This is a genomic window from Pseudomonas sp. MYb541, from assembly GCF_037479595.1.
GTDB lineage: Bacteria > Pseudomonadota > Gammaproteobacteria > Pseudomonadales > Pseudomonadaceae > Aquipseudomonas > Aquipseudomonas canadensis.
This window is the reverse complement of sequence record NZ_JBBGYS010000018.1, coordinates 33,688-58,430: the sequence shown is the minus strand read 5'-3', so window position 1 is coordinate 58,430 and position 24,743 is coordinate 33,688. Positions and strand designations below refer to the sequence as shown.

At 62.3% G+C, this 24,743-nt stretch carries 24 protein-coding genes; 13 read left to right on the top strand and 11 right to left on the bottom strand.

Going from position 1 to position 24,743, the window contains the following annotated elements:
* The first annotated feature begins 14 nt into the window (after positions 1-14).
* The 6 genes from WH299_RS13185 (at position 15) to WH299_RS13160 (ending at position 6,050) form a co-directional block, all read left to right on the top strand.
* Positions 15-947, top strand: a complete 933-nt coding sequence (locus WH299_RS13185) for a 3-keto-5-aminohexanoate cleavage protein (RefSeq protein WP_016975200.1) — start codon at positions 15-17, stop codon at positions 945-947.
* Positions 948-1,010: 63 nt separating this feature from the next.
* Positions 1,011-1,889 carry an SMP-30/gluconolactonase/LRE family protein gene (locus WH299_RS13180; RefSeq protein WP_339550462.1) on the top strand — a complete coding sequence of 293 codons (879 nt, stop codon included), beginning with the start codon at positions 1,011-1,013 and terminating at the stop codon, positions 1,887-1,889.
* A 73-nt stretch (positions 1,890-1,962) separates the two neighbouring features.
* Positions 1,963-3,285, top strand: a complete 1,323-nt coding sequence (locus tag WH299_RS13175) for an MFS transporter (protein WP_028619366.1) — start codon at positions 1,963-1,965, stop codon at positions 3,283-3,285.
* A 55-nt stretch (positions 3,286-3,340) separates the two neighbouring features.
* Positions 3,341-4,657 carry an MFS transporter gene (locus WH299_RS13170; protein WP_033902627.1) on the top strand — a complete coding sequence of 439 codons (1,317 nt, stop codon included), beginning with the start codon at positions 3,341-3,343 and terminating at the stop codon, positions 4,655-4,657.
* 58 nt (positions 4,658-4,715) lie between these two features.
* Complete coding sequence (locus tag WH299_RS13165) at positions 4,716-5,639, top strand: LysR substrate-binding domain-containing protein (RefSeq protein ID WP_028619368.1); 924 nt, start codon at positions 4,716-4,718, stop codon at positions 5,637-5,639.
* 48 nt (positions 5,640-5,687) lie between these two features.
* Positions 5,688-6,050, top strand: a complete 363-nt coding sequence (locus tag WH299_RS13160) for a 5-carboxymethyl-2-hydroxymuconate Delta-isomerase (protein ID WP_028619369.1) — start codon at positions 5,688-5,690, stop codon at positions 6,048-6,050.
* Positions 6,051-6,053: 3 nt separating this feature from the next.
* Here WH299_RS13160 and WH299_RS13155 read toward each other — a convergent pair whose 3' ends face one another.
* From WH299_RS13155 to WH299_RS13140, 4 genes are all read right to left on the bottom strand, one after another.
* Positions 6,054-6,989, bottom strand: coding sequence for a LysR family transcriptional regulator (locus tag WH299_RS13155; RefSeq protein WP_122724915.1), 936 nt, complete (start codon positions 6,987-6,989; stop codon positions 6,054-6,056).
* A gap of 137 nt (positions 6,990-7,126) precedes the next feature.
* Entirely contained in the window at positions 7,127-8,314 is a 1,188-nt protein-coding gene (locus WH299_RS13150; protein WP_068934918.1) for a cyanate transporter, read from the bottom strand.
* 143 nt (positions 8,315-8,457) lie between these two features.
* A complete protein-coding gene (locus WH299_RS13145; RefSeq protein WP_339550461.1) occupies positions 8,458-9,900 on the bottom strand; it encodes an aldehyde dehydrogenase family protein in 1,443 nt (480 codons plus the stop codon).
* Entirely contained in the window at positions 9,897-11,522 is a 1,626-nt protein-coding gene (locus WH299_RS13140; RefSeq protein WP_339550460.1) for a 5-guanidino-2-oxopentanoate decarboxylase, read from the bottom strand. Before WH299_RS13140 ends, WH299_RS13145 begins: the two co-directional genes overlap by 4 nt.
* 112 nt (positions 11,523-11,634) lie before the next feature.
* Here WH299_RS13140 and WH299_RS13135 point away from each other — a divergent pair, with 112 nt between their 5' ends.
* Positions 11,635-12,507 carry a LysR substrate-binding domain-containing protein gene (locus WH299_RS13135; protein WP_339550459.1) on the top strand — a complete coding sequence of 291 codons (873 nt, stop codon included), beginning with the start codon at positions 11,635-11,637 and terminating at the stop codon, positions 12,505-12,507.
* A 121-nt stretch (positions 12,508-12,628) separates the two neighbouring features.
* Here the strand turns inward: WH299_RS13135 and WH299_RS13130 are convergent, their stop codons facing one another.
* Together WH299_RS13130 and WH299_RS13125 are read right to left on the bottom strand one after the other, a co-directional pair.
* Positions 12,629-13,243: an NAD(P)-dependent oxidoreductase gene (locus WH299_RS13130; RefSeq protein WP_122724924.1), complete on the bottom strand. Its 615-nt coding sequence runs from the start codon at positions 13,241-13,243 to the stop codon at positions 12,629-12,631.
* A gap of 33 nt (positions 13,244-13,276) precedes the next feature.
* The gene (locus WH299_RS13125) at positions 13,277-14,143 is read right to left on the bottom strand and encodes an MBL fold metallo-hydrolase (protein WP_339550457.1); all 867 of its coding nucleotides are present in this window, start codon (positions 14,141-14,143) and stop codon (positions 13,277-13,279) included.
* Between the two features lie 104 nt (positions 14,144-14,247).
* Between WH299_RS13125 and WH299_RS13120 the strand changes: the two genes are divergently transcribed.
* Both WH299_RS13120 and WH299_RS13115 read left to right on the top strand, forming a co-directional pair.
* Entirely contained in the window at positions 14,248-15,153 is a 906-nt protein-coding gene (locus WH299_RS13120) for a LysR family transcriptional regulator (protein ID WP_122724927.1), read from the top strand.
* Between the two features lie 98 nt (positions 15,154-15,251).
* Positions 15,252-15,428, top strand: a complete 177-nt coding sequence (locus WH299_RS13115) for a hypothetical protein (RefSeq protein WP_164393652.1) — start codon at positions 15,252-15,254, stop codon at positions 15,426-15,428.
* On the opposite strand, the gene WH299_RS13110 is transcribed toward WH299_RS13115, so the two are convergent.
* On the bottom strand, positions 15,421-16,299 hold the full coding sequence (locus WH299_RS13110; RefSeq protein ID WP_122724929.1) for a helix-turn-helix domain-containing protein: 879 nt from the start codon (positions 16,297-16,299) through the stop codon (positions 15,421-15,423). The two genes, WH299_RS13115 and WH299_RS13110, sit on opposite strands and share 8 nt — an antisense overlap.
* 189 nt (positions 16,300-16,488) lie before the next feature.
* On the opposite strand from WH299_RS13110, the gene pobA reads away from it, so the two are divergent.
* Together pobA and WH299_RS13100 are read left to right on the top strand one after the other, a co-directional pair.
* The gene (gene pobA, locus WH299_RS13105) at positions 16,489-17,673 is read left to right on the top strand and encodes a 4-hydroxybenzoate 3-monooxygenase (RefSeq protein ID WP_339550489.1); all 1,185 of its coding nucleotides are present in this window, start codon (positions 16,489-16,491) and stop codon (positions 17,671-17,673) included.
* 66 nt (positions 17,674-17,739) lie between these two features.
* Positions 17,740-19,257: an MDR family MFS transporter gene (locus WH299_RS13100; RefSeq protein WP_126570109.1), complete on the top strand. Its 1,518-nt coding sequence runs from the start codon at positions 17,740-17,742 to the stop codon at positions 19,255-19,257.
* Positions 19,258-19,259: 2 nt separating this feature from the next.
* Here WH299_RS13100 and WH299_RS13095 read toward each other — a convergent pair whose 3' ends face one another.
* From WH299_RS13095 to WH299_RS13085, 3 genes are read right to left on the bottom strand one after another with little or no spacing between them, the layout of a single operon-like run.
* Positions 19,260-20,099 carry a cache domain-containing protein gene (locus WH299_RS13095; RefSeq protein WP_126570020.1) on the bottom strand — a complete coding sequence of 280 codons (840 nt, stop codon included), beginning with the start codon at positions 20,097-20,099 and terminating at the stop codon, positions 19,260-19,262.
* A 54-nt stretch (positions 20,100-20,153) separates the two neighbouring features.
* Positions 20,154-20,624 carry a cyanase gene (gene cynS / locus WH299_RS13090; RefSeq protein WP_028619382.1) on the bottom strand — a complete coding sequence of 157 codons (471 nt, stop codon included), beginning with the start codon at positions 20,622-20,624 and terminating at the stop codon, positions 20,154-20,156.
* Positions 20,625-20,651: 27 nt separating this feature from the next.
* Complete coding sequence (locus tag WH299_RS13085; RefSeq protein WP_033902612.1) at positions 20,652-21,281, bottom strand: carbonic anhydrase; 630 nt, start codon at positions 21,279-21,281, stop codon at positions 20,652-20,654.
* 111 nt (positions 21,282-21,392) lie between these two features.
* On the opposite strand from WH299_RS13085, the gene cynR reads away from it, so the two are divergent.
* Positions 21,393-22,259: a transcriptional regulator CynR gene (cynR, locus tag WH299_RS13080; protein ID WP_126570021.1), complete on the top strand. Its 867-nt coding sequence runs from the start codon at positions 21,393-21,395 to the stop codon at positions 22,257-22,259.
* Here the strand turns inward: cynR and WH299_RS13075 are convergent.
* Positions 22,234-23,007, bottom strand: a complete 774-nt coding sequence (locus tag WH299_RS13075) for a transporter substrate-binding domain-containing protein (RefSeq protein ID WP_123476345.1) — start codon at positions 23,005-23,007, stop codon at positions 22,234-22,236. The genes cynR and WH299_RS13075 overlap by 26 nt on opposite strands.
* A 344-nt stretch (positions 23,008-23,351) precedes the next feature.
* Here WH299_RS13075 and WH299_RS13070 point away from each other — a divergent pair, with 344 nt between their 5' ends.
* On the top strand, positions 23,352-24,722 hold the full coding sequence (locus WH299_RS13070; RefSeq protein WP_339550455.1) for a glutamine synthetase family protein: 1,371 nt from the start codon (positions 23,352-23,354) through the stop codon (positions 24,720-24,722).
* Positions 24,723-24,743: the final 21 nt, after the last annotated feature.

Sequence of the window (24,743 nt, the reverse complement as noted above, 5' to 3'; positions counted from 1 at the left end):
GTCGGAGATTCGTCATGTCCAAAAATCGTCCTGTCATCATCACCTGCGCCGTCACCGGTGCGATTCATACGCCGTCGATGTCACCGCATTTGCCGATCACCGCGCAGGAAATTGCCGATGCCGCCATCGGTGCCGCCGAGGCTGGCGCCGCGATTGTCCACCTGCATGCCCGTGACCCCAACGACGGTCGCCCCAGCCAGGACCCGGCGTTGTTCGCCGAATTCCTGCCGCAGATCAAGGCCGCCAGCGACGTGGTGATCAACATCACCACCGGCGGCGCGCCGACCATGGGCGTGGAAGAACGCCTGCAGCCGGTGATGCAGTTCAAGCCGGAACTGGCTTCGCTGAACATGGGCTCGATGAACTTCGGCCTGTACGAAATGCTCAACCGCTTTACCGACTTCAAGCACGACTGGGAGCGGCCGTACCTGGAAGAAAGTGACGACCGGATCTTCCGCAACACCTTCCGCGACATCACCCACATCCTCAACTCCTGTGCCGAAAACCGCACCCGTTTCGAGATCGAGTGCTACGACATCGGCCACCTGTACACCGCCGCGCACTTCCTCGAACGTGGCCTGCTCAAGCCACCGTTGTTTATCCAGTCGGTGTTCGGCCTGCGCGGCGGTATCGGCGGCCACCCGGAAGACCTGGCGCACATGCGCCGCACCGCCGACCGCCTGTTTGGCGACGACTATGTGTGGTCGATCCTTGGCGCCGGGCGTGGGCAGATTCCGCTGGCGACCATGGGCCTGTCCATGGGCAGCAACGCGCGGGTGGGGCTTGAGGATTCGCTGTGGGATGGGCCGGGCAAACTGGCGGCGTCGAATGCCGATCAGGTCCGGCGTATTCGTACCGTGATCGAAGCGCTTGGCCATCGGGTCGCTACGCCGGATGAAGCGCGGGAAATCCTCGGGCTCAAGGGGCGCGACCAGGTCAACTTCTAACCCAACAAACCGCCGCGTCAAGGCGCGGCCTGCATCCCGCACAACAACAATAAGGGGATCACCATGCGTATCGAAGTGCTTGTCGACGTCAAGACCACCCTGGGCGAAGGCCCGGTGTGGGACGTCGAGCAACAACGCTTGTATTGGATCGACAGCGCCGACGGCCGCATCTTGCGATGCACCGACGACGGTCGCGAGCTGCGAGCCTGGGACGTGGGCCAGAAAATCGGCTCCATGGCCCTGCGCCGCGACGGTGAGTCGGCTATCGTCGCCCTGCAAAACGGCGTGCACACCCTCGATCTCAGTAGTGGCGAACTCAACCTGGTCGCTGATCCGGAACCGCACTTGCCGGATAACCGCCTCAACGACGGCAAGGTCGACCGCCAAGGCCGCTTTATCTTCGGCTCCATGGACACCCAGGAAGACAACGCCAGCGCCAAACTCTACCGGCTTGATGCCGACCTGAGCCAGCACACCCTGGACGAAGGCATCATCGTGTCCAACGGCCCGTGCTGGAGCCCATCGGGTGACACCTTCTACTTCTGCGACACCTGGTCCGGCGAGATCTGGGCCTACGACTACGACCTGGCCACCGGCAGTGTCAGCAATCGTCGCACCTTCGCCAAGGTCGACACCTCCGGCGGGGGCGCTGCCGATGGTTGCACCGTGGATGCCGAAGGCTGCCTGTGGCAAGCGCTGGTCTACGCCGGAAAACTGGTGCGCTACACCCCCGACGGGCACGTCGACCGCATCATCCAGATGCCGGTGAAAAAGGTCACCAGCCTGACCTTTGGCGGGCCGAACCTGGACACCCTGTTTGTGACCTCCATGGCCAAGCCGCCGCTGCCGCGTTTTCCGGCGGACGGTCAGCAGCGCGGAGCGCTGTTCGCCATTACCGGGTTGGGCGTGCAAGGAATAGCCGAGCGACGGTTCGCCAGCTAGCGCGTGTGTGTGACAAGGCATATTCCTTCGCAACCTTGTGTCAGTGCGCGCCCTTGCGCGCCTGGAGAGGCCCATGGCAACTATAAAAAAAGCGTCGCTGCGCAGCATTCACCGGCATTCCTGGGTGTCGCTGCTGGTCTGCTGGATGATCTGGATCCTCAATGCCTACGACCGTGAGATCGTGCTGCGCCTGGGGCCGACCATTTCCAAGCATTTCGATTTGTCCGCCGACCAATGGGGCACCGTGGCCACGGTGGTCATGCTGGCCCTGGCGCTGCTGGATATCCCCGGTTCGATGTGGAGCGACCGTTACGGTGGCGGCTGGAAACGTGCGCGCTTCCAGGTGCCGTTGGTGCTGGGCTACACGGCGATCTCGTTTCTGTCCGGATTCAAGGCGTTGAGCGGCAACCTCGCCACCTTCATTGCCCTGCGCGTCGGCGTCAACCTCGGCGCCGGCTGGGGCGAGCCGGTGGGCGTGAGCAACACCGCCGAATGGTGGCCGGTTGAGCGCCGCGGGTTTGCCCTGGGCGCGCACCATACGGGTTACCCGATTGGCGCGATGCTTAGCGGTATCGTCGCGAGTTTTGTCATCACCGTGTTTGGTGAAGAGAACTGGCGCTATGTGTTCTTCTTCGCGTTCGTGGTGGCGCTGCCGCTGATGATCTTCTGGGCGCGTTATTCCACCGCCGAGCGCATCACTGCACTGTATGTCGACATTGCCGCCAAAGGCATGACCCCGCCGGACAACGCGCCGGCCAGCCAAGTCAAAGGCGAGGCCTGGCGTACATTCCTTGCCACCTTGCGCAACCGCAATATCGCCCTTACGGCGGGCAACACCATGCTCACCCAAGTCGTATACATGGGCGTCAACATCGTGCTGCCGGCCTACCTCTACAACATCGCCGGCTTGTCCCTGGCCGAGTCGGCGGGGATGAGCGTGGTGTTCACCCTCACCGGCATCCTCGGGCAACTGGTGTGGCCGTCGCTGTCGGACATCATCGGCCGGCGCACCACGCTGATCATTTGCGGCGTGTGGATGGCGGCGAGTGTCGGCGCGTTCTACTTCGCCAATACGCTGACGTTGATCGTCGTGGTGCAACTGCTGTTCGGCCTGGTGGCTAACGCGGTGTGGCCGATCTATTACGCCGTGGCCTGCGACTCGGCCGAGCCGTCGGCGACGTCGACCGCCAACGGCATCATCACCACCGCGATGTTTATCGGCGGCGGCCTGGCGCCGGTGCTGATGGGCAGCCTGATCGCCATGGGCGGCGGTTGGACCACGCTGCACGGCTACACCGTCTGTTTCTTCGTGATGGCCGGCTGCGCCCTGGGCGGCGCACTGCTGCAATTGTTTTCCCATCGCCCCCAGGCCATGGCTGTGCAACTCGACTCCTAGAACAACACCGATGCGCCCCCCAGCCCGGCTGGCGGGGCGCCAAGAGGAATTGCCGATGACTACCGCCACTTCCGCCCGCACCCCGCAGGCGTTGAACAAACTGATGTTCGTCAAGTTGATGCCCTTGCTGATCATCGCCTATATCCTGAGCTTCCTGGACCGCACCAACATCGCCCTGGCCAAGCATCATCTGGACGTCGACCTGGGCATTTCCGCTGCGGCGTACGGGTTGGGCGCGGGGCTGTTTTTCCTGACGTATGCGCTGTCGGAAATCCCCAGCAACCTGATCATGCACAAGGTCGGCGCGCGGTTCTGGATCGCGCGGATCATGGTGACCTGGGGCCTGATCTCGGCGGCCATGGCCTTTGTGCAGGGCGAGACCTCGTTCTACGTGCTGCGCCTGTTGCTGGGCATTGCCGAAGCCGGACTGTTCCCCGGCGTCATGCTCTACCTCACCTACTGGTTCAACCGTGAACAACGGGCGCGCGCCACCGGGTATTTCCTGCTTGGCGTGTGCTTCGCCAACATCATCGGTGGCCCGGTGGGTGCGGCCTTGATGCGCATGGACGGCATGCTCGGCTGGCACGGCTGGCAGTGGATGTTCATGCTCGAAGGCCTGCCAGCGGTGGCGTTTGCCTGGGTGGTCTGGCGCAAATTGCCGGACCGTCCGAGCAAGGCGCCGTGGTTGTCGGCCGAGGAAGCGCGCGGCATCGAACAGCGCATCGCCCAGGAAACCGAAGAGGGCGCGGGCGAGGGCGGTCACTCGTTGAAAAACTGGCTGACCCCGCAAATCCTGCTGGCGATTTTTGTGTACTTCTGTCACCAGATCACCATCTACACCGTGATCTTTTTCCTGCCGAGCATCATCAGCAAGTATGGCGAACTGAGCACCATGAACGTCGGCCTGCTGACTTCGTTACCGTGGATCGCGGCGGCACTCGGTGCCTTGCTGATTCCGCGTTTCGCCACGACGCCCGGACGCTGCCGGCGGTTGCTGGTCACAGGGCTGCTGACCATGGCGCTGGGCCTGGGCATCGCGTCGATATCGGGGCCGGTGTTCAGCCTGCTCGGTTTTTGCCTGTCGGCGGTGATGTTCTTCGTGGTGCAGTCGATCATTTTTCTGTACCCGGCTTCCCGACTCAAGGGCGTTGCGCTGGCGGGCGGGCTGGGTTTCGTCAACGCGTGCGGGCTGCTTGGCGGGTTTGTCGGGCCGTCGGTGATGGGCGTGATCGAGCAAAGCACCGGTAATGCGATGAACGGCCTGAAGGTGATTGCGCTGGTATTGGTGGTGGCGGCTATTGCGGCGCTGCGGTTGCGCATGGGGCACGAGCCTGAGCGTGGCGCACAGGCCAGCGAAGCGTCCTACACGTAGACGCCAGCAACGCGGCTTTCTACACTGCGGCTTGTCTTGGGGAAAGGGGCAGGCGCCGATGAATCGCAATGAATTACGCAAGGCCGACATCAACCTGATGGTGGTGTTCGAAGCGCTGATGCTGGAGCGCAACGTGACGCGGGTGGCGGAGAAGCTGTTTCTCGGCCAGCCGACCATCAGCTCGGCCCTCAACCGCTTGCGTACCTTGTTCAACGACCCGTTGTTCATTCGCGTCGGCCACCGCATGGAGCCCACGGCGCGGGCCGAGGAAATCATCCAGCACCTGTCGCCGGCGCTGGACTCGCTATCCTCGGCCTTGAGCCTGACCCACGATTTCGACCCGTCCATCAGCACCATGACCTTTCGCATCGGCCTGTCCGATGACGTCGAGTTCGGCCTGTTGCCGCCTTTGCTGCGCGCCCTACGCCAGGAAGCGCCGCAAGTGGTGTTCGTGGTGCAACATGTGGACTACTGGCGCATCCCGGATCTGCTCGCCTCTGGCGATATCACCGTCGGCATCACCCAGACCCGTGGCCTGCCGGCAAATGCCAAGCGCAAGCTGCTGCGCCATATCCGCCCGCGCATCCTACGTGCCGATGCCTCGGAAACACCGCTGACCCTCGACGAATACTGCTCACGCCCTCACGTGCTGGTGTCCCACACCGCTAACGTGGCAGGGTTCGCCGATGAGTGGCTGGCAGAAATCGGCCGCAAGCGCCACGTGGTGCTGTCGGTGCCGCAATACAGCGCACTGCCGGCGTTGCTCGCCGGCACCGACCTGATCGCCAGCCTGCCGGACTACACCGCCGAGGCCATGGCCGTGTCGGGCCACCTGTTCTGCGAGCCGTTCCCGTTCGAGACGCCGACCCTGGACTTGTCTATGGTCTGGCTCAGCCATGTGGACACCGACCCGGCCGAGCGCTGGGTACGCTCGCGACTGGAAGCGTTCATGAGTGATCGAGGATTGGCGACCAAGGCCTGACTCCGTGGTATATCTAGGATTCTTCCTACCAAAGACTCGGAGCCCTACATGCCACACCTGCATCTGGAATACACCGCCAACCTGACGAACCTGGCCGTTGAGAAAACCCTGCTACGGCTCAACAACGTGTTGATGGTGTCTGGCCAGTTCGGTTCCGAATTCGATATCAAAAGCCGTGCGGTCAAGGTCGAGACGTTCCAGGTGGGCACCTCCCTCGACCCTCGCGGTTTTATCGCAGTGAAGCTGTCGCTGCTCAGCGGGCGGTCGCCGCAGGTCAAGAAGCAGTTGTCGGAAAGCCTGTTGGCTGCCTTGCAGGACCTTGGCGACTGGCCGGCGGGCGTACAGGTTCAGCTGAGTGTTCTGTTGGTGGATATGGATCGCGATTCCTACAGCAAAGTCGCGATTGGTTAAGCCCTACAACAACCCCTGATCGGCACACACCTTCACCACCTGTTCACGAAACCAGGTATTGGCACTGTCCTGTTCACTGGTTTCGTTCCATTGCATCTCCAGCGTGAACCCCGGCAAGCCGTTCGGCGCTTCGCAATGGCCGAATGCCGTGGCCGGTGCCAGCAACTTTTGCACGCGGCGCGGCAGGGTGACGATGAAATCGGTGCCGGTGATCATCTTCAAGGCTGCGCTGTAGCTGTTGGCGCGGGCGATGACCTGGCGCTTGTGGGCCTGGCGTGCGAGCCAGCCGTCGATCATGTTGGTGTCGGAGGTCCACGGCGTAGGGAACACGTGGCGGCGTTCGACGAAGGAGTGCAGGCTGAAGGCCGGTTCCCGGGGGGCCGAGCGTTTGTCGAACACGCACACAAGGTCGTCCTCCAGCAGCATCTGGGTGCGGAAGTCTCTGTGGGCGCGGTGGAAGTTGGGGCCGAAGCAAATCACCAGGTCGAGACGACCTTCGCGCAGGTCGTCGGCGGGGATGTCGGTTTCCAGCTTCTGCACATTGACGATCACCGGCAGGTCGGCGCGGTCGAAGTTTTTCAACAGGCGCGGCAGGATCAACTGTTCGAAATATTCCGGCGCACACACGTTGAAGGTCACGGCCTTCTGCGTCGGATCGAACGCCTGGCCACCGGCGTGGCAAAGGTTGATGCTTTCGAGGATTTTCTGCACATGGCTGTACATGGTGGTGGCCTTGTACGTCGGCCGCATGCCGGCCCGCGTGTTGATAAACAGCTCGTCTTCGAAGCTGGTGCGCAACTTCTTCAGGCTGTAGCTCACGGTGGACTGGCTGACAAACAGCGTTTCAGACACCTCGGTAACGCTGCTCTGGTCATAGACGGCGATAAACACCATCAAGTCCTGCATATCGAGCTTTCTGAGCAAGTTACTGTTTAGCATCGGTTTCGTCCGTAAACCCTTTGTACCGAATTCAGTACAAGACAGCACAAAAGCTTAACGGAACGAGCGTGCCAATAGAATGCTATGTAGGGCGTTTCTATGTTTGGTGTGAGACAAATACTGTTTGCAACACGACCTCAGCGTATATGTCGTGCGTAATGCTTTGGGTTGAAGCGCGTCACGATCAACAGCATCAGCACGATCACCGCCGTCAGCGACCACCAGGCCCATTCGAAGCTGCCCAGTCTGTCACGGATCATCCCGGCGATCAGCGGCGACAACCCGGCAATCAGGTAGCCGATGCCTTGCACAAACGCGGTGAGGCCACCGGCGCGGCGCGGGTTGTCCAGGTGGTCGAGGGACAGGATCAGGCTCATCGGGAACAGGCCGCCGATGCCCAGGCCGAGCAGGCAAGGCCACAGCAGGCTCAGGTGTTGCGGGCTCAGGATCAGGCCGCAGAAACCGAGGATGATCAGCACCAGCAACACCGCAACGACGCCGCGTTTATCCTGGCGGCGGTTGGCGATGGCGGGGGTGATCAGGCCGGACACGACTTCCATGGCCGTCAGGAAACCCAGCAGCAAACCGGCGTTCTGTTCACTCCAACCCTGCTCCACGTAGTACGGCGCCAGCCAGGCGAGTACGCAGGTGTAGGACGCGGTGCCGAGGCCGAAGAATACCGCGAGCAACCAGGCGCGACCGTTGCCGAAAAATGATTCTTGAGGGCCCGCACCGGCTTGGGGCAGTGGCGGCAACACCGAGCGCTGCGCGTACCAGAACACCAAGGCCAACAGCGCCAGCACCGCCCAGATCGCCAGGCCGATGCGCCAACTGCCGGTCTGCACCTGCACGAACGGTGCAAACGACGCGGCCAGCGCCGCGCCGCCCATGATCGCGGTGACGTACAGGCCCATGAACAGCGAGACATTGTCACTGAACCGCGACTTGATCAGCGCCGGCATCAGCGCCTGGATCATCGCAATCCCCACGCCGGCGGCGATGGCGCTGACAATCAACTCCAGCGCCGAGTCGAGGAACAGCCGCGACAGCGTCGCCACGCCAATCACCACCAGTGACACCACGATGCTGCGGTGCTCGCCAAAACGTTTGGCCACGCCCATTCCAAAGAACATCGCCAAGCCCATGGCCATCACCGGCAACATGGTCAGCAGGGCCGCGCTGCTGAAACTCAACGGCACGTCGCCACGAATCGAGGACAACAGGGGGCCGACAGCGGCCATTGAGGGGCGCAGGTTGAGGGCGACCAGCACGACACTGATCATCAGCCAGACGGCGGTGGTGGGTTTTGTTTGGACGGTTTCCATGGGACGGCCTTGAGTAAACAGGCGCGAATCAGGCCATGGGTGGGAGGAGGGGCGCAAATGAGAAAGTCGCAGGGGCTATCTAAAAATTGCGCTGATCAAAATGTGGGAGGGGACTTGCCTCCTCCCACATCTGACCTGCGCCGTCAGTTAGAGCTGATCACATGCTTGATCTCCTGAAACGCCGCCAACCCCCACGGCCCCAATTCACGGCCAATGCTGCTCTGCTTGTAACCGCCCCACGCGGCCTGCGGGAAGATCACCTGCGGCGCGTTGACCCACACCAGCCCGGCTTGCAAGGCGTTCGCCACCCGCTCGGCGGTTTCATGGCTGGCGCTGACCACACTCGCCACCAGGCCGAAATCGCTGTCATTGGCCAGGGCGATGGCCTCGGCTTCGGAGGTGAAGCGTCGTACACAGAGCACCGGGCCGAAGATTTCTTCGTTCCACAACGCGCTGTCCAGCGGTACGTCGGTGAACACGGTCGGGCGGATGAAAAAGCCCTGCGGCAAATCTGCCGGGCGATCGCCGCCGCACAGCAAGCGTGCGCCATCTTCAACACCGCGCTGGATGTGTCCGAGTACGCGCTGATATTGCACGCGGTTGATCAACGCACCCATTTCCACGTCATCGGCAAATGGGTCAGCCACGCGAATACCTTCAGCCCGTGCCTGCACACGTTGCAGGAATTCATCCGCCAGGCTGTCAGCTAGGAGCACGCGACTGGTGGCGGAACACATCTGCCCAGCGTTGAAAAATCCACCGCCACAGGCCAGCTCCACTGCCAGGTCCAGGTCGGCATCGGCCAACACCAGCAGGGAAGATTTGCCGCCCAGTTCCAGGCTCACGCCCTTGATGGTTTCGGCCGCGCGCTGCATCACCTGCACGCCGACGGCGTTGCTGCCGGTGAAGGAAATCTTCGCCACGCGGCGATCCGCCGCCAGCGGCGCGCCCACTTCCAAGCCCGTGCCGCACACCAGGTTGAATACCCCAGCCGGCAAGCCGGCCTCGGCGATAATCCGCGCCAGTTGCAACTCAGCCAACGGCGTCACTTCCGATGGCTTGAGCACCACGCAGCAACCGGCCGCCAGCGCCGGGGCGAGTTTCCACGCGGTGGTGACCATCGGGAAATTCCACGGCACGATCAGCCCGACCACACCGCACGGCTCACGGCGCAGGCGTGCGCTGAAGTCCGCGCTGGGCAATGCCACCGGGCTATCCTGGCTGGCATCCATCGCTTCGGCCACGCTGGCGTAATAGTCGAAGGTGGCGATCACATCGTCCACATCAATCGCGGCTTCAAACAGCGGTTTGCCGTTGTTGCTCGATTGCAGGTGCATCAGCTGTTCGCGCTGCTCGCTGACGCCTTGGGCGATCTTGCGCAACAGCACGGCGCGGTCGCGGCCGGTGCTTTTCGACCAGTCGATGAAAGCGGCGCTGGCGGCGTCGACGGCCTGGGTGACGGTGCTTGCATCACCGACGCTGACTTGGGCCAGGACGGCCTCCGTCGCGGGGTTGATCACCTCAAGCGAGGCCTGTCCGGCATGCCACGCCCCATTGATATACACACCGTTCAAGACCGCGCTCATACCGCTACCTCCTTCATCCACAGCCCTTGGTCGACTTCAATCAGTGTCGGCCCTTGGCGATCAGCCGCAGCGCGTAGTGCCGCACGTAACGACGCAATCCCTTGAATGCTGTCGGCGGCGCAACCGAGTGCCTTGGCCACCCCGATAAAGTCCGGCGTGTAGATGTCCACGCCGACCGGCTCGATGGCGCGGTTGACCATGTATTTCTTGATCTCTTCATAGCCGTGGTTATTCCACAGCAGCACGATCACCGGCGTGCGCGCTTCCACGGCGCTGGCCAGTTCCGGCAGGGAGAATTGCAGGCCCCCGTCGCCGATCAGGCACACCACCGGCTGCCCATCGCCACGCCCCAGCCAGGCGCCGATGGCGGCGGGCAGGGCGTAGCCCAGGGTGCCGTAGCCGGTGGACGAGTTGAACCAGCGGCGCGGGTGGTCGAGGTTCAGGGTCAGGTTGCCGCTGTACACCGGTTGGGTGGAGTCGCCCACCAGTACGGCGTTGGGCAATTCTTCGAGGACGGTATTGAGGAACAGGGTTTGCGCGCGGGTGGCGGCGTCCCAGCTCGGGGTCAGTTCCGCCCACAGGCGTGCTACGCGCTCAGCGCCCCACGCGCTGTCACGCGGTGGCAAGGGTTTGCTGCTCAGCTCGGCCAGCAAGGCCTCTGCGGCGATTTGGGCATCGGCCACCAGCGCCACTTGCGGTGGATAGTTACGCACGGTCTGGTCGGGGTCGATATCGATGCGCAGCAGCGCGCCGGGAATCTCGAAACCACCGGCGAAGGTCACGTCGTAGTCGGTTTCCGCCAGTTCGGTGCCGATGGCTAGCACCACGTCCGCTTCGGCCACCAGCGCACGGGTGGCGACCAGGGTCTGGGTCGAGCCGATCAGCAGCGGGTGGCGGCCGGGCAGCATGCCTTTGGCGTTGATGGTCAGGGCCACCGGCGCGCCGAGCACTTCGGCCAGTCGGGTCAGTTCCGGGGCCGCGTCGATGGCGCCGCCACCGGCCAGGATCAAGGGTTTCTTGGCCGCCGCGAGCAGTTGGCTCATCTGCTTGACCGCCGAAGGCGCGGCACCGGCACGGGCCACGCTGACCGGTTCACTGCCCCGCAGTGCGTCGGCATTTTCCACCAGTACATCCAAGGGGATTTCGATGTGCACCGGTCGCGGCCGCCCGGCCTGGAACAACGCAAACGCCCGTGCCAACACGCCGGGCAGCTCCGCCGCCGACATCAGGGTGTGGGAGAACGCCGCCACGCCGGCCATCATCGCGCCCTGGTTCGGCAGCTCATGCAGCTTGCCGCGCCCGCCACCCAATTGGCTGCGCGACTGCACGCTGGAAATCACCAGCATCGGGATCGAGTCGGCATAAGCCTGGCCCATGGCGGTGGTGATATTGGTCGTGCCGGGGCCGGTGATGATGAAGCACACGCCGGGTTTGCCGCTGGTGCGCGCATAACCGTCGGCCATGAAGCCGGCGCCCTGTTCGTGGCGCGGGGTGACGTGACGGATGCTGGAACGGGCCAGGCCGCGGTACAGCTCCACGGTGTGTACGCCGGGAATGCCAAACACCTGGTCCACGCCGTAGCCTTCCAGGAGGTTGACCAATACTTCGCCGCAGGTCGCCATACAGATCGCTCTTATTGTTGAGGTAAGGCGTTATTGGACCGGCTGGCCCGTAGCGGCAACAATCGATAAAAAGTCATACTAGCCATGTCCTCACGTCATGGCTTGCCCCCCTATGAAACGCCTCCCGCCACTGCCCGCGCTGCACACGTTCTGGGTCACGGCCCAGTGCTGCAACTTCACCCGCGCTGCCGAGCAGTTGCACATCACCCAGGGCGCGGTGAGCCGGCAGATTGCCGGGCTGGAAAGTCATTTGGGCTATGCGCTGTTCCAACGCCAGGCGCGGGGTCTGAGCCTGACCGACGAAGGCCGCGAATGGTCACTGCGCGCACAGCAGGTGTTTGGCCTGCTTGGGGACGCGGTGGAGCAGATCGGCAGTCGCCGCCAGACCTTGCAACTCAAGGCGTCCACTTGTGTGATGCGCTGGCTACTGCCGCGCCTGATGCAGTGGCAGAAGGAACGCCCGGACGTGCCGGTTGAACTCACCACCACCGTGGCCTACACCGTGGACTTTCGCCGCGAGCAATTCGACGCGGCGGTGATCTATGCACCCATCGCCGAGCAATCGAGCGCGGCGCGGCATCTGTTCGACGAACAGCTCACGCCGGTCTGTGCACCGGCACTGCTTGCTGGCTTGCACACACCGCAAGATTTGCAACAACAGGTCTTGCTGCACCCCACACGGGATGAGCGGGATTGGGCATTGTGGCTCAAGGCGGCGCAGACGCGACTGGGCAATTTGAGCCAGGGGCATCATTTTGAAACGCTGGATCTGGCGATGACGGTGGCGTCCCAGGGTTCCGGCGTGGCGATTGGCGACAGTGCGTTGATTAGCGAGGATTTGAAGGCGGGGCGGTTGGTGATGCCGTTTGAGTTAAGGGTGCCGACGGGGATGGGGTATTACTTGGTGTATCCGCTGGGTACCGAGCCTTCGGCGGGTCTGGAAGCCTTGATGGATTGGTTGGTGAGCCAAGCGCAACAGTCGTAACACCGCAGACCAAATGTGGGAGCTGGCTTGCCTGCGAAGGCGCTATGTCAGTCAATGATGTGCTGACTGATCCAGCGCTATCGCAGGCAAGCCAGCTCCCACAGTTTTTAACCGCGTTGCCTCAGTAGCCTACGGTGAAGCGCTGGCGCGAGTGCTTCGGCGATTCAACTTCGTCGATCAAAGCAATCGCATAGTCAGCAAAACTGATCCAACTGCGGCCTTCACTGCTCACCAGCAAGTCATCCTGGCCCACCCGAAATTTACCGGTGCGCTCAGTCTCGACGAACTCCGCCGACGGCGACAGGAACGTCCAGTCCAGTTCCTTCTCCTGGCGCAGTGCGTCGAGAAACGCCGCACCCGCCGTGGCTTCAGCTTTGTATTCCTCAGGGAAACCCACGCTGTCGATCACCCGACCGCCACCTGGCAGCAATAGCGAACCGGCACCGCCCACCACCAGCAGGCGTTTCGCCCCGGCTTTCTTCACCGGCCCGATCACGGCGCTGGCGGGCAGGGTGGCGAAGTGCGCCGCGCTGATCACCACGTCGCTGCCACTCACTGCCTGTTGCAGGGCGTTGGCATCCAGGGCGTCGACTTGTTTGACGGTGACGCCAGGGCGCACGGCCAGCTTGTCGGTATTGCGTGCGATGGCGGTGACGGTATGCCCACGACGCAGCGCTTCTTCCAGCAGTTGGCTACCGGCACGGCCAGTGGCACCAATGATTGCAATCTTGCTCATGACGTTCTCCAGTACGTTAGGGTTTGAAACGGTTCACCACTTCATTTCGCCCTTGGCGACTTTGGCGCTCAGTTTCAGCGAGCTTTCGTCGGCGAGGGTGGGGTAACGCTTTTTCATGGCCGCGATCAGGGCGGTGGAATCCTTGGCCTTGGCGGTCTCGGCGTCGAAGGCCTTGATGTAGTCGGCGGTAAAGGCCACGGATTTCAGGGATGGCGTGCCCAGGTAGTGGCCAGGCACCACGGTGCGCGGCTTCAGTTGTTCAATGCGTTGCAGGGTGGCGAGCCAATCCTTGTGAGACTGCGCGCTCTGGGTATCGGCCATCCAGAGGTGGATGTTTTCGGAGACGACTACGCCACCGACCACGGCCTTGATCGACGGGATCCACACAAAGCTGCGATCCGGCTGTGGGCCGTCCAGGCCGATCACCTCCAGTTGCTGGCCTTCCAGGCTCAAGCTGTGGCCTTCGAGGACCTGCGGCACGATAGTTTTGGCCGGCTTGTCGGCACCCATTTTCGGGCCCCAGAACTCAAGCTTGCCGGCGACGGTGGCCTTGATGTGGTCGACCACCGGTTGTGGCGCCAGCACCTTGGCGTCGGGGAAGGCGGTGGTGAGGGTGTCGAGGCCGAAGTAATAGTCCGGGTCGCCATGGCTGATGTAGATGGTGGTCAGGTGTTTGCCGCTGGCCCGGATCTTCTGCACCAATTGTTCGGCCTGGCCTTTGCCGAATTGGGCGTCGACCAGGATCGCGTCCTTGGCGCCGCTGACCAGCACCGAGCTGACCGGGAAGATCGCGGCTTCGCCTGGGTTGTACACATCCAGCTTCAGGTCGGCCGCAGCCGCATGGGCGGCGAAGGCCAGGGCGGCGGTGGCCAGGGTCAAGCGCTTGAAGGTTGAGAACATCGGGCAGCTCCAGCATCGGTAAAGGATGCACAGAGCTTAGTTGCACAAAACCAGACTAAAAATGCGATGCTGGGACATAGTTTGTTTCTGAAAGTGGACAGATCATGGATCGTCTTCAAGCAATGCGCGTGTTTGTCACGGTGGTGGACCTGGGCAGCCAGTCCGCTGCCGCCGATCATCTGGACCTGTCGCGCCCGGTGGTGTCGCGTTATCTGGCGGAGCTGGAAGACTGGGTGGGTGCGCGTTTGCTGCACCGCACCACGCGCAAGCTCAGCCTGACGGCGGCGGGCAGTGAAACCCTGCCACGCTGTCGGCAATTGCTGGAATTGTGTTGCGACATGCAAGCCGCCGTCAGCGAGCCCGATGACGCGCCTCGTGGTTTGCTGCGCCTGAGCGTCAGCACCTCGTTCGGCCAAGCGCAATTGGCCCAGGCCATTGCCGAGTACGTCAAGCGCTACCCGCTGGTGACGGTCGACCTGCAGATGCTCGATCGCACGGTGAACCTGGTGGATGAGCGCATCGACCTGGCTATCCGCACCAGCAGCGACCTGGACCCCAATCTCATTGCCCGACGCCTGACGGTGTGCCGCTCGGTGGTGTGTGCTTCGCCGGCTTATCTTTTGGAGCATCCGTCCCCTCGGAAAGTCGAGGATCTGGCCGGGCACAATTGCCTCACCCATTCCTATTTCGGCAAAAGCCTGTGGCATTTCGAGGAGCGTGGGGAGCCTGTCTCGGTGCCGATCAACGGCAATATCACCTCCAACGAGGCCAGCACGTTGTTACGCGTAACGTTGGCCGGTGCAGGGGTGTCGATGTTGCCCACTTACCAGGCCGGCGATTACATCCGACGCGGCGAACTGGTGCGCCTGCTGCCTGACGCCGAGCCACGGCAGATGAACATCTACGCGGTGTACGCCTCGCGCAAGCACATGCCGTCGGCGTTGCGCAGTCTGTTGGATTTCCTGGTACTGCGGTTCCCGGAAGAGCCGGCGTGGGATGTCGGTCTCTAGGCCGGGATCAACCTGTTGAATGTCGTCCGATAATGGCAACTTGGCCGGGTTGACCTATGCTTTAGACAGCACCCTGTAGATCCGCAGAGGTCTGTGCCATGAGCATTAAAACCAGAAAGTACCTGATGATTTTCAGCCTGTGCGCCATTGCCAGCGCACTCTACGGGACCGCCGCCTACCGTGTGGAGCTAACCCGTATGCAGCCGACCTTTGCGATCAGCTGCCATCAGGATCAATGTGTTCCCCACACCGGCAGCTTCAGCGCGCTCAGGTAGCCGATTGTTCGGCTTTCAACTGCTCGCGAAACGCCTTGGGTGAGAACCCGACCCGTCGGCGAAACAGTCGAGAGAAGTTGGTGGGGTCGGAAAAACCCAACACCTCCGACATCTCATTGATGGTCATGCTGGTGTAAGTCAGCAGGCGCTTGGCTTCCAGCAATTGGCGGTCATGCATGATCTGCAGCGCAGGTTGGCCGCCCAACTCCCGACACGTCCCGTTCAGGTGTGAGACAGAGATGCCCAGCTTGTGGGCAAGATCCTCGATCTTCGGGTGTTCGCGGTAATGCTGCTCGACCAACTGGGTAAAGCGCCGAAAGTACTCACGCCCCCGTGGCGCGCGTGGGTGACGGCGCTGGATGGCCTGGCGGCTGATCCACACCAGCAACACGCTGACCAACGCGTGCAGCATCATGTCCCGTGCCGGTTGTTCATCGGCGTATTCATCCTGCAAGCGCGCGAACTGGCTGTTCAGGTAATCACTGTCTTTGCCCGCCGGGTAACTGCCGAGTGTCTGCAAACCGTCCACCGTTGTACCCAGTTGGGTTTGCAGGTGGCTGACCAACGGCGCCGACAGTGTCACCACGTAACCTTCAACGTCCTCGGGAAAGCGGAACCCATGCACGCACAAGGGTGGCAGTACTTGCAGGGTCGCTTCGTTCAGCGTGGTGCGTTGGCCTTCGATCTCCAACTGTGCCTGACCTTTGTGCACGTACAGCAACTGGCACAGATCCGCGTGCCGGTGGGGTTGGATTTCCCACTGGTATTCCCGACTGCGCCGGGAAATGGTTTCGCAGTGCAACAAATCGGGGGTGGGCCATTGCTGGTGTTCCCCGTAAAGCTTGAAGACCGGAATTGCGGTTTTGGTCATGGTTTCAACCCGATACTCGAAAGAGTGGTGCGGTAATCGCCCCGATTGGCAAAAAGCGCAGGCTTTGGCTCAGTTTTCACCTTCTTATGCCGCTCACTCAAGTGAAAAATGTCAGCAACAAGATCAATGACAACTCTTTCACCCGATCCGTTCGAGTGGAAATTGCGGACCATAAAAATAATGAAAACGCTGAAAACCCAAGTCGCCATTATCGGCGCCGGTCCTTCTGGATTGCTGCTTGGCCAACTGCTGCATCAGGCAGGGATCGAGACCCTTATCCTAGAGCGCCAGAGCGCCGATTACGTGCAAGGCCGCATCCGTGCCGGGGTGCTGGAACAAGGCATGGTCGACCTGCTGAGGCAGGCGGGTGTCAGTCAGCGAATGGATAGCGAAGGCCTGGTGCATGATGGTTTCGAGTTGGCGCTGAACGGTCAACTCACCCATATCGACCTCAAGGGCCTGACAGGCGGTCAATCGGTGATGATTTACGGCCAGACCGAAGTCACCCGCGACCTGATGGCCGCCCGTGCCGCCGCCGGTGCCACCACCCTGTATGAAGCGCGCAATGTGCAGCCTCACGATCTCAAAAGTGATCGACCCTGGCTGACCTTTGAACATCAGGGCGAATCCTTTCGCCTGGAGTGCGATTACATTGCCGGTTGCGACGGTTATCACGGTATTGCGCGCCAATCGATCCCTGCTGAGTCGCTCAAGGTCTTCGAGCGGGTCTACCCCTTTGGTTGGCTGGGCATCCTCGCCGATACACCGCCGGTACACGCCGAGTTGGTTTACGCCAAGCACGCGCGCGGCTTTGCGCTGTGCAGCATGCGTTCGCCGACGCGCAGCCGTTACTACCTGCAGGTGCCGGTCGAGGAACCGATTGACGAATGGTCCGATGCACGCTTCTGGGACGAACTGAAAAGCCGCCTGCCCAGCCACCTCGCCGATCAGTTGGTGACCGGCCCGTCGATTGAAAAAAGCATCGCACCGCTGCGCAGTTTTGTGGTGGAACCCATGCAGTACGGGCGCCTGTTCCTGCTCGGCGATGCGGCGCATATCGTGCCGCCCACCGGCGCCAAGGGCTTGAACCTGGCGGCCAGTGATGTGAGCACCCTGTACCGGATCTTGCTCAAGGTTTACGGCGAAGGGCGGGTGGATCTGCTGGAGCGCTATTCCGCCATCTGTCTGCGGCGGGTGTGGAAGGCCGAGCGGTTTTCCTGGTGGATGACCTCGATGTTGCATCAGTTTCCCGAGGCCGACGGTTTCAGCCAGCGCATCGCCGAGAGTGAGCTTGAGTACTTCATCCACTCCGAGGCGGGATGCAAGACCATCGCAGAAAATTACGTCGGACTTCCATACGAAGCTATCGAATAGCCTGCTATCGTATCGAGCATTCCCGTGGGCCGCCTTTTCCCGCGGGCCTTGCTCGAAGGTCCTGCCGTGACGCACCTCAATCAGCCTGTTCCGCCACTGCCCGCTGTGCGCAGCATTCTCGCCTCACTGATGATGGCGATCTTTCTGGGGGCGTTGGACCAGACCATTGTCGCCGTGTCCATGCCCGCGATCTCCGCCCAGTTCCATGACGTCAACCTGCTGGCCTGGGTCATCTCCGGCTACATGGTGGCGATGACCGTGGCGGTGCCGATCTACGGCAAGCTCGGTGACCTGTACGGGCGGCGGCCGATGATGCTGATCGGCATGGGCCTGTTCACCCTGGCCTCGCTGTTCTGCGGCATGGCGCAAAGCATGGAGCAACTGGTGCTGGCGCGGATTCTCCAGGGTATCGGCGCTGGCGGCATGATTTCGGTGAGCCAGGCGATCATCGGCGACATCATCCCGCCCCGTGAACGTGGCCGCTACCAGGGCTATTTCAGCAGCATGTACGCGGTGGCCAGCGTGGCCGGACCGGTACTGGGCGGCTACATGACCGAGTACCTGTCGTGGCGCTGGGTGTTCCTGATCAACCTGCCCCTGGGCGCCGGCGCCTGGTATGTGGCTCATCGCACGCTGGTGGGGTTGCCGGTGCCGCAGCGCAAGCCGATCATCGATTACCTCGGCACTGTGCTGATGATCATCGGCCTGACGGCCTTGTTGCTGGGCATCACCGAAATTGGCCAGGGCCATCATTGGCGCGATGATCAGGTGCTGGGACTGCTTGCCTGTGCGTTGGTGGCGTTGACGGTGTTTGTCTGGCACGAGCGCCGTGCGCGGGAGCCGTTGTTGCCGATGCATTTGTTTGCCAACCGCAGTGCGGTGTTGTGCTGGTGTACGATCTTTTTCACCAGCTTCCAGGCGATTTCCCTGACGGTGCTGATGCCGCTGCGTTATCAGACGGTGACCGGTTCCGGCGCGGACAGCGCGGCGCTGCACTTGCTGCCATTGGCCATGGGCTTGCCGATGGGGGCTTATTTTGCCGGGCGCATGACCTCGGTGACCGGGCGCTATAAGCCGATGATCCTCAGCGGCGCGCTATTGAGCCCCTTCGCCATTCTCGGCATGGCCCTGAGCGCGCCGCAGGCGGTGGGGCTGACGGCCTTGTTCATGCTGCTGTGCGGCATTGCGGCCGGCATGCAATTCCCGACGTCCCTGGTGGGCACGCAAAACTCGGTGGAGCAGCGCGATATCGGCGTCGCCACCAGCACCACCAACCTGTTCCGTTCCCTGGGTGGGGCAGTGGGTGTGGCGTGCATGTCGGCGCTGTTGCTGGCGCTGTTGCAGGATTCCAGCTTCGCCCACCTGGCCAGCGGCGCGCTGGTGGCCGAAGGCGGTTCCGGTAACGTGCTGCTCGACGGCCTCAACGCCGCCCCCGGCCCGGCGCAGGATGCCCTGCGCGGGGAGTTGGCGGTGACGTTCCGGCATTTGTTGATGGTCAGTGCGGCGGTGTCACTGCTGGGGCTGGCGGCGGCGATTGCGATGCCCAATCGGGTGCTGCGTGGCCGTGAAGACAAGGCCAAGTAGTTTCAAGGGCTGTAATAACCCACCGCCACCATGAAATGCCCGGCCTTGCGCACATACGCATGCTTGTTCTCGATCTTGTCGGTCACCGGGTTTTTCCAGCGGTATTTGTACTCACCCTGGTCCTGCTCGGCCATCAGCTTGAGGATCGGCTCGCCCACCGGCTTACCGTCCGGGTCCTTGATCTTGCTGAAGTCGGTGTTGATCAGCCGCAGCGTAGTACCGTGGGCCACGTAGCGCCGGGTATTGAGGTCCACCACAAACACGTAAAGATCATCCTGTAGGAAACCGCCCTGCAATGAATTGATGGCCTTGAGTGTGCCGGTTTCATCCTTGAGCAAGGCGGTTGCCGCCTTGTTGCGCAGGGAACGGGCCTGTTCCGGTGTGGCCCGTGGCAAGTAATAGCCCACCGCGAGGATGCGTTCGCCCACGCGCTGATAAAAAACGTGCTTGTGTTCGACCTTGCCATCGTTCCAGTTTTGCCAGCGATAGTCGGCCTGCTGGATGCCCTGGCCTTCCGGCACCTTGAGCGCATCCTTGAAGGACTGGCGCAAATCCGGCCCGAGGACTTCGGACACGTCACGGCCGATCAAGGCGGAGGATGGACCACCGCTGGCCAGCAGCACGCCCTTCGTGTCGACCACAAACACATAGCGATCGTGGTCGACGAATTCGCCCTGTCGACTGAAGGCGGCAAACGCCTTGTCGCCGTTGCTCTGGTAGTAGACCAAGGCTTTTTCCAGCAGCGCCTTGGCCGCCTTGGCGTCTTCATCCTGAGTCGTTTCAGCGTGCACCTGGCTGAAACACAACAGCAGCAGCCAGGTGAGTTGGAACACTACCTTCATTACCCGTCCCTCGTTCTTGTTGATGTGACAAGAGCGTAGACGGTCACGGGCGACTCAGAAGGGTTTGGTCGGCAGGTACTTGCCGTCCAGGGTGATCACCGCGCGGGAGCCGCCGTCCGGGTCCTCGACCTTCTTGATGTCTAGCTTGAAGTTGATTGCACTGATGATGCCGTCGCCGAATTGCTCATGGACCAGCGCCTTGAGGGTGGTGCCATAGACCTGAAGCATTTCGTAGAAGCGGTACATCGTCGGGTCGGTCGGCACGCCGCCGGGGAAGCTGCCGCGCAGGGGCACGCTTTGCAGCAGGCGGCTGGCGTCCTGGTCCAGGCCGAGCTTGTCGCAGACCACGTCCGCAGCGTCCTTGGGCAGCGGGTGCTGGCCGAGCAGAGCGGCGGTGACGAACGCCAGGCTGAGCCCGGTGCCGTCGGTGAGGTCTTGCCAGGACAGGTTCTTGCGTGCCTTGAGGTCGATAACGGTGTCGGCCAGGGCCAGGCGTGGGGTTTGTGAGAAGTTGGATTGCAACATGGTGTTGTCCTCTTGGTTGAAATGGGGTCAGGCAGCGTGGATCTGATTGAGCAGTGACACGAAACGCCCACTGCGGCTGTCCAGGGCGTCGATGGCGCCCGTTTCGATGTCGTACACCCAGCCATGCAACGTCAGTCGGCCTTGTTCCAGGGCCAGGGCGACGGAAGGGTGGGTCTTGAGATTGGCCAACTGGGCGATCACGTTTTCGCGTACCAAGTCGCTCAAGCGGGCGGCATCGGATGTGTGCTGGCGTGCGGCGTTAATCACCTTGGCCGACTCTGCATGGCGCAACCAATTGGCCACCGCGGGCAGGTGGTCCAGGCATTTGCAGGTGGAGATGGCAGTCATCGCCCCGCAGTCGGAATGGCCGCAGATCACAATGTCACTGACCCCCAGCACCGCCACCGCATATTCGACGGTGGCCGACACACCGCCCGGCTCCGGGCCGTAGGACGGCACGATGTTGCCGGCGTTGCGGATTACGAACAGGTCTCCCGGTTCTTGCTGGGTCAGTAGCTCGGGGACTACACGGCTGTCGGAACAGGACACAAACAGTGTGCCCGGGGTTTGCGTGGTCGCCAGGTGTTTGAACAGGTCGCTGCGTTGGGCAAAGGCTTCGGCCTGGAATTTGCGGAAGCCATCGATGAGATGTTGCATGGGAGGTTCTCCTTGCGTCGCTGATGGGGCAAGGATGGAAGTTTTCAGCTATAGCGTCCAAGGCCGGCTTATTATGGTTTCCATTGGTCATGCCTATAGTTGGGGGCTTCGATGCTGCTGCGCCATATCCGTTACCTGCTGGCGGTGGCTGAACACCGCAATTTCACCCGCGCCGCCGAGGCGCTGCATGTGTCGCAGCCGACCTTGTCGCAGCAGATCAAGCAGTTGGAGGACACCTTGGGTGCACCGCTGCTGGACCGCTCCGGGCGCAGCGTCAGCCTGACCGACGCCGGCGAGGCCTATGTGCGCTTTGCACGGCTGGCCTTGCAGGACTTGCAGGCTGGCACCCGCGCCATGCATGACGTGCAGGACTTGAGCCGGGGCAACCTGCGCCTGGCCATGACGCCGACTTTTACCGCCTACCTGATCGGGCCGTTGCTGGCGCAGTTCAACCAGCGGTATCCGGGGATTACGGTGAGCATCGAGGAGCTGACCCAGGACCGCATGGAAGCCGCCTTGGCGGAAGACGCGCTGGATATCGGCATAGGTTTTACCGGCGAGCATCTGCCGGATATCGAGTGCGAAGGGCTGTTTGTTGAAACGCTGAGTGTGGTGGTCGGCGCCAATCATCCGGGGGTGGACAGTCGGCAGTGGCTGGCGCAACCCCTGGTGTTGTTGAACACCGGCTTTGCGACCCGCCGCTACATCGATGATTACTGCCGTGCCCAGGAGGTATGCCCTTTGATTGCCATGGAGGCCAACTCCATCAGTGCAATCATTGAAATCGTGCGCAGCACGGCGCTGGCGACCATCCTGCCCAGTGCAATCGCCGAGGCCCAGCCAGGTTTGAACGCAGTGGCAATCAGCCCTGCATTGCCGCAACGCACCGTGGCACTGCTGAGCCGCAAGGGCGCCTATCGCAGTGCCGCGTGTCGCGCCTTCGTGTCGTTGATCAAGGCGCGGCCAGCCACTGGCTGACGATAGCGTCATAGGCCCCCGTGGCCTGGCTCAGGTGCAGCCATTGATCGACGTAGCTTTTCCAGGCCACATCATCACGGGGCAACAGGAAGGCTTTTTCGCTGTACTGCATCTGCCGCTCGGGGTTCACCGCACACAGCCCCGGCTTGAGCTTCTGTTGGTAACGCGCTTCGCTGGCGTCGGTGATCATCACATCGGCCTTGCCCGCCAGCAGTTCATCGAAGATGGTCACGTTGTCGTGCAGGCGGATCTGCGCCTGGCCCAAGTGGGCACGGGCGAATACTTCGTTGGTGCCGCCGGCCGGTTCGATTACGCGTACCTGGGGCTGGTTGATCTGTTCGACCGTCTGGTAGCGCTGCACATCGGCGCAGCGCACCAACGGGATTTTGCCGTCGACGCCCAGGGATTGGCTGAAGAAGGCTTTTTTCTGGCGCTCCAGCGACACCGAAATCCCGCCCACGGCAATGTCACAGCGCTGGGCCAGGAAGTCCGGCATCAGGGTTTTCCAGGTGGTGGGCACCCATTGGATCTTTGCGTTGAGGCTCTTGGCCAGGGACTCGGCCATGGCAATGTCGATGCCTTCATAGCTGCCGTCGGCGCGCAGCGAGGTGTAGGGCTTGTAGTCGCCGGTGGTGCAAACGGTCAGCGTGCCGCGCTGGAGCACCTGGTCGAGGCGCGACGGCGCGGTGTCGGCCAGGGCATTGGTGGCCAGACTTGCCAGTACACAGAGGGCAAAAGGAGCTTTCATGCGGTCGAGTCCTTGGGGCATGGGCGTGGGCGCTCATTATTTCCAGCACCGGGCCAGGTAGCAAGGCGCGGCGAATGTTTAGCCAAGTCGCAACCAAACTCCGTCAACCCTGAATTTAATCAACTGTGCAGGCGTGTGACGCTGACGGTTACCTCTAGCACTGTGATCCCCGCATGGACGGCTCCTCCGACACCCACCCCGCGATACTGCCGTCCGATCTCGCGTTCTGGGCACTGTTTCACTGCCGACACGCACGCCCACCAGATAGCGCATTCCTACGTTGATCCATCGCCTGGATGGCGTGCACCTGCGCGCCTGCCTGACCCACACGTATGAGAATGCCCATGAGTGTCTTTGCCTGCCTGCACGAAGCCCAGTCCTTCCTCGAACAAAACCCGGACATCGAGATGTTCGAGCTGTTTATCCTCGACAACACCGGCGTGCCACGCGGCAAGTTGCTGCACCGCGATGAGTTGCTGGCGGTGTATGAAAGCGGCCGGCCGCTGCCCAGTACCATTCTTGGCCTGACCATCAATGGCGACGACGTGGAAAACTCCGGGCTGGTGTGGGAGGTGGGTGATATTGATTGCCGCGCCTACCCGATCAGCGGCAGTTTGCAGCGCATGCCGTGGCGCCTGATTCCGACGGCGGCCGTGCAAGTCAGCATGCACCCCACCGAAGGCCTGCCCGCGACCGTCGCCGATCCCCGGCATTTGCTGGCCAAGGTGATCGATGGACTCAAGGCCGACGGTTATTACCCAGTGATGGCGGCGGAACTGGAGTTCTACCTGCTCGACCAGAAACCCGACAGCAACGGCCGCCCGCAACCGGCGCGGGATGTGGACGGCGGGCGCCCGCGCTCGACTCAGGTCTACGGCCTGCGCGAGCTGGAGCAGATCGAACCCTTCCTCGCTGACCTTTACAGCGCCTGCAAACTGCAAGGCATCCCGGCGCGCACGGCAATCTCCGAATACGCCCCAGGCCAGGTGGAAATCACCTTGGAGCATCGCGCCGACGCCCTGCAAGCCATGGACGAAGCGGTGCGCTACAAACGCCTGGTCAAGGGTGTGGCGCATAAGCACGGGATGACGGCCTGTTTCATGGCCAAGCCGTTCGACGACCTGGCCGGCACCGGCATGCACATGCACGTGAGCCTGGCGGATGCCGAGGGCAATAACCTGTTCGCCAGCGAAGCCACCGACGGCACGCCGCTGTTGCGCCAGGCGGTGGGCGGTATGCTCAGCACCTTGCTCGATTCCTTGCTGATGTTCTGCCCCAATGCCAATTCCTACCGCCGCTTTCAGACCAACAGCTACGCGCCTCTGGCCGCCACTTGGGGCGTGGACAACCGCACCGTCAGCTTGCGCGTGCCGGGCGGGCCAGCGAGTTCTCGACATATCGAGCACCGAATCTGCGGTGCCGACGCCAACCCCTACCTGGCCGCCGCCGCGATTCTGGCCGGCATCCATCGCGGCATCCGTGAGCAGCGTGACCCCGGCGCCCCGGTAGAAGGCAATGGCTACGCCCAGGCCAAGGAGTTGCTGCCTACCGACTGGTTGACCACGTTACGTGCCCTGGAAGGTTCGAGCTGGGCGCGGGACGCGTTCGGCAGTGAATTCCTCGACGTGTACCTGGCGGTCAAGCGCGCCGAATATCGCCAGTTCATGGGCGAAGTGGGCGAGCAGGATTGGCGCTGGTACCTGCATCAGGCGTGAACAGGCTTCGGTGGTGAACGT

What these genes read in the sequence shown, in the direction of transcription:
- WH299_RS13125 (WP_339550457.1), bottom strand. Translation starts at nt 14,143, where the DNA reads ATGTTCTCAACCTTCAAGCGCTTGACCCTGGCCACCGCCGCCCTGGCC.
- WH299_RS13075 (WP_123476345.1), bottom strand. Translation starts at nt 23,007, where the DNA reads ATGAAAGCTCCTTTTGCCCTCTGTGTACTGGCAAGTCTGGCCACCAAT.
- WH299_RS13085 (WP_033902612.1), bottom strand. Translation starts at nt 21,281, where the DNA reads ATGCAACATCTCATCGATGGCTTCCGCAAATTCCAGGCCGAAGCCTTT.
- WH299_RS13150 (WP_068934918.1), bottom strand. Translation starts at nt 8,314, where the DNA reads ATGGAAACCGTCCAAACAAAACCCACCACCGCCGTCTGGCTGATGATC.
- WH299_RS13070 (WP_339550455.1), top strand. Translation starts at nt 23,352, where the DNA reads ATGAGTGTCTTTGCCTGCCTGCACGAAGCCCAGTCCTTCCTCGAACAA.
- WH299_RS13170 (WP_033902627.1), top strand. Translation starts at nt 3,341, where the DNA reads ATGACTACCGCCACTTCCGCCCGCACCCCGCAGGCGTTGAACAAACTG.
- cynR (WP_126570021.1), top strand. Translation starts at nt 21,393, where the DNA reads ATGCTGCTGCGCCATATCCGTTACCTGCTGGCGGTGGCTGAACACCGC.
- WH299_RS13160 (WP_028619369.1), top strand. Translation starts at nt 5,688, where the DNA reads ATGCCACACCTGCATCTGGAATACACCGCCAACCTGACGAACCTGGCC.
- WH299_RS13120 (WP_122724927.1), top strand. Translation starts at nt 14,248, where the DNA reads ATGGATCGTCTTCAAGCAATGCGCGTGTTTGTCACGGTGGTGGACCTG.
- WH299_RS13155 (WP_122724915.1), bottom strand. Translation starts at nt 6,989, where the DNA reads ATGCTAAACAGTAACTTGCTCAGAAAGCTCGATATGCAGGACTTGATG.
- WH299_RS13175 (WP_028619366.1), top strand. Translation starts at nt 1,963, where the DNA reads ATGGCAACTATAAAAAAAGCGTCGCTGCGCAGCATTCACCGGCATTCC.
- WH299_RS13130 (WP_122724924.1), bottom strand. Translation starts at nt 13,243, where the DNA reads ATGAGCAAGATTGCAATCATTGGTGCCACTGGCCGTGCCGGTAGCCAA.
- WH299_RS13135 (WP_339550459.1), top strand. Translation starts at nt 11,635, where the DNA reads ATGAAACGCCTCCCGCCACTGCCCGCGCTGCACACGTTCTGGGTCACG.
- WH299_RS13140 (WP_339550460.1), bottom strand. Translation starts at nt 11,522, where the DNA reads ATGGCGACCTGCGGCGAAGTATTGGTCAACCTCCTGGAAGGCTACGGC.
- WH299_RS13185 (WP_016975200.1), top strand. Translation starts at nt 15, where the DNA reads ATGTCCAAAAATCGTCCTGTCATCATCACCTGCGCCGTCACCGGTGCG.
- cynS (WP_028619382.1), bottom strand. Translation starts at nt 20,624, where the DNA reads ATGTTGCAATCCAACTTCTCACAAACCCCACGCCTGGCCCTGGCCGAC.
- WH299_RS13145 (WP_339550461.1), bottom strand. Translation starts at nt 9,900, where the DNA reads ATGAGCGCGGTCTTGAACGGTGTGTATATCAATGGGGCGTGGCATGCC.
- WH299_RS13115 (WP_164393652.1), top strand. Translation starts at nt 15,252, where the DNA reads ATGAGCATTAAAACCAGAAAGTACCTGATGATTTTCAGCCTGTGCGCC.
- WH299_RS13110 (WP_122724929.1), bottom strand. Translation starts at nt 16,299, where the DNA reads ATGACCAAAACCGCAATTCCGGTCTTCAAGCTTTACGGGGAACACCAG.
- WH299_RS13180 (WP_339550462.1), top strand. Translation starts at nt 1,011, where the DNA reads ATGCGTATCGAAGTGCTTGTCGACGTCAAGACCACCCTGGGCGAAGGC.
- WH299_RS13165 (WP_028619368.1), top strand. Translation starts at nt 4,716, where the DNA reads ATGAATCGCAATGAATTACGCAAGGCCGACATCAACCTGATGGTGGTG.
- WH299_RS13095 (WP_126570020.1), bottom strand. Translation starts at nt 20,099, where the DNA reads ATGAAGGTAGTGTTCCAACTCACCTGGCTGCTGCTGTTGTGTTTCAGC.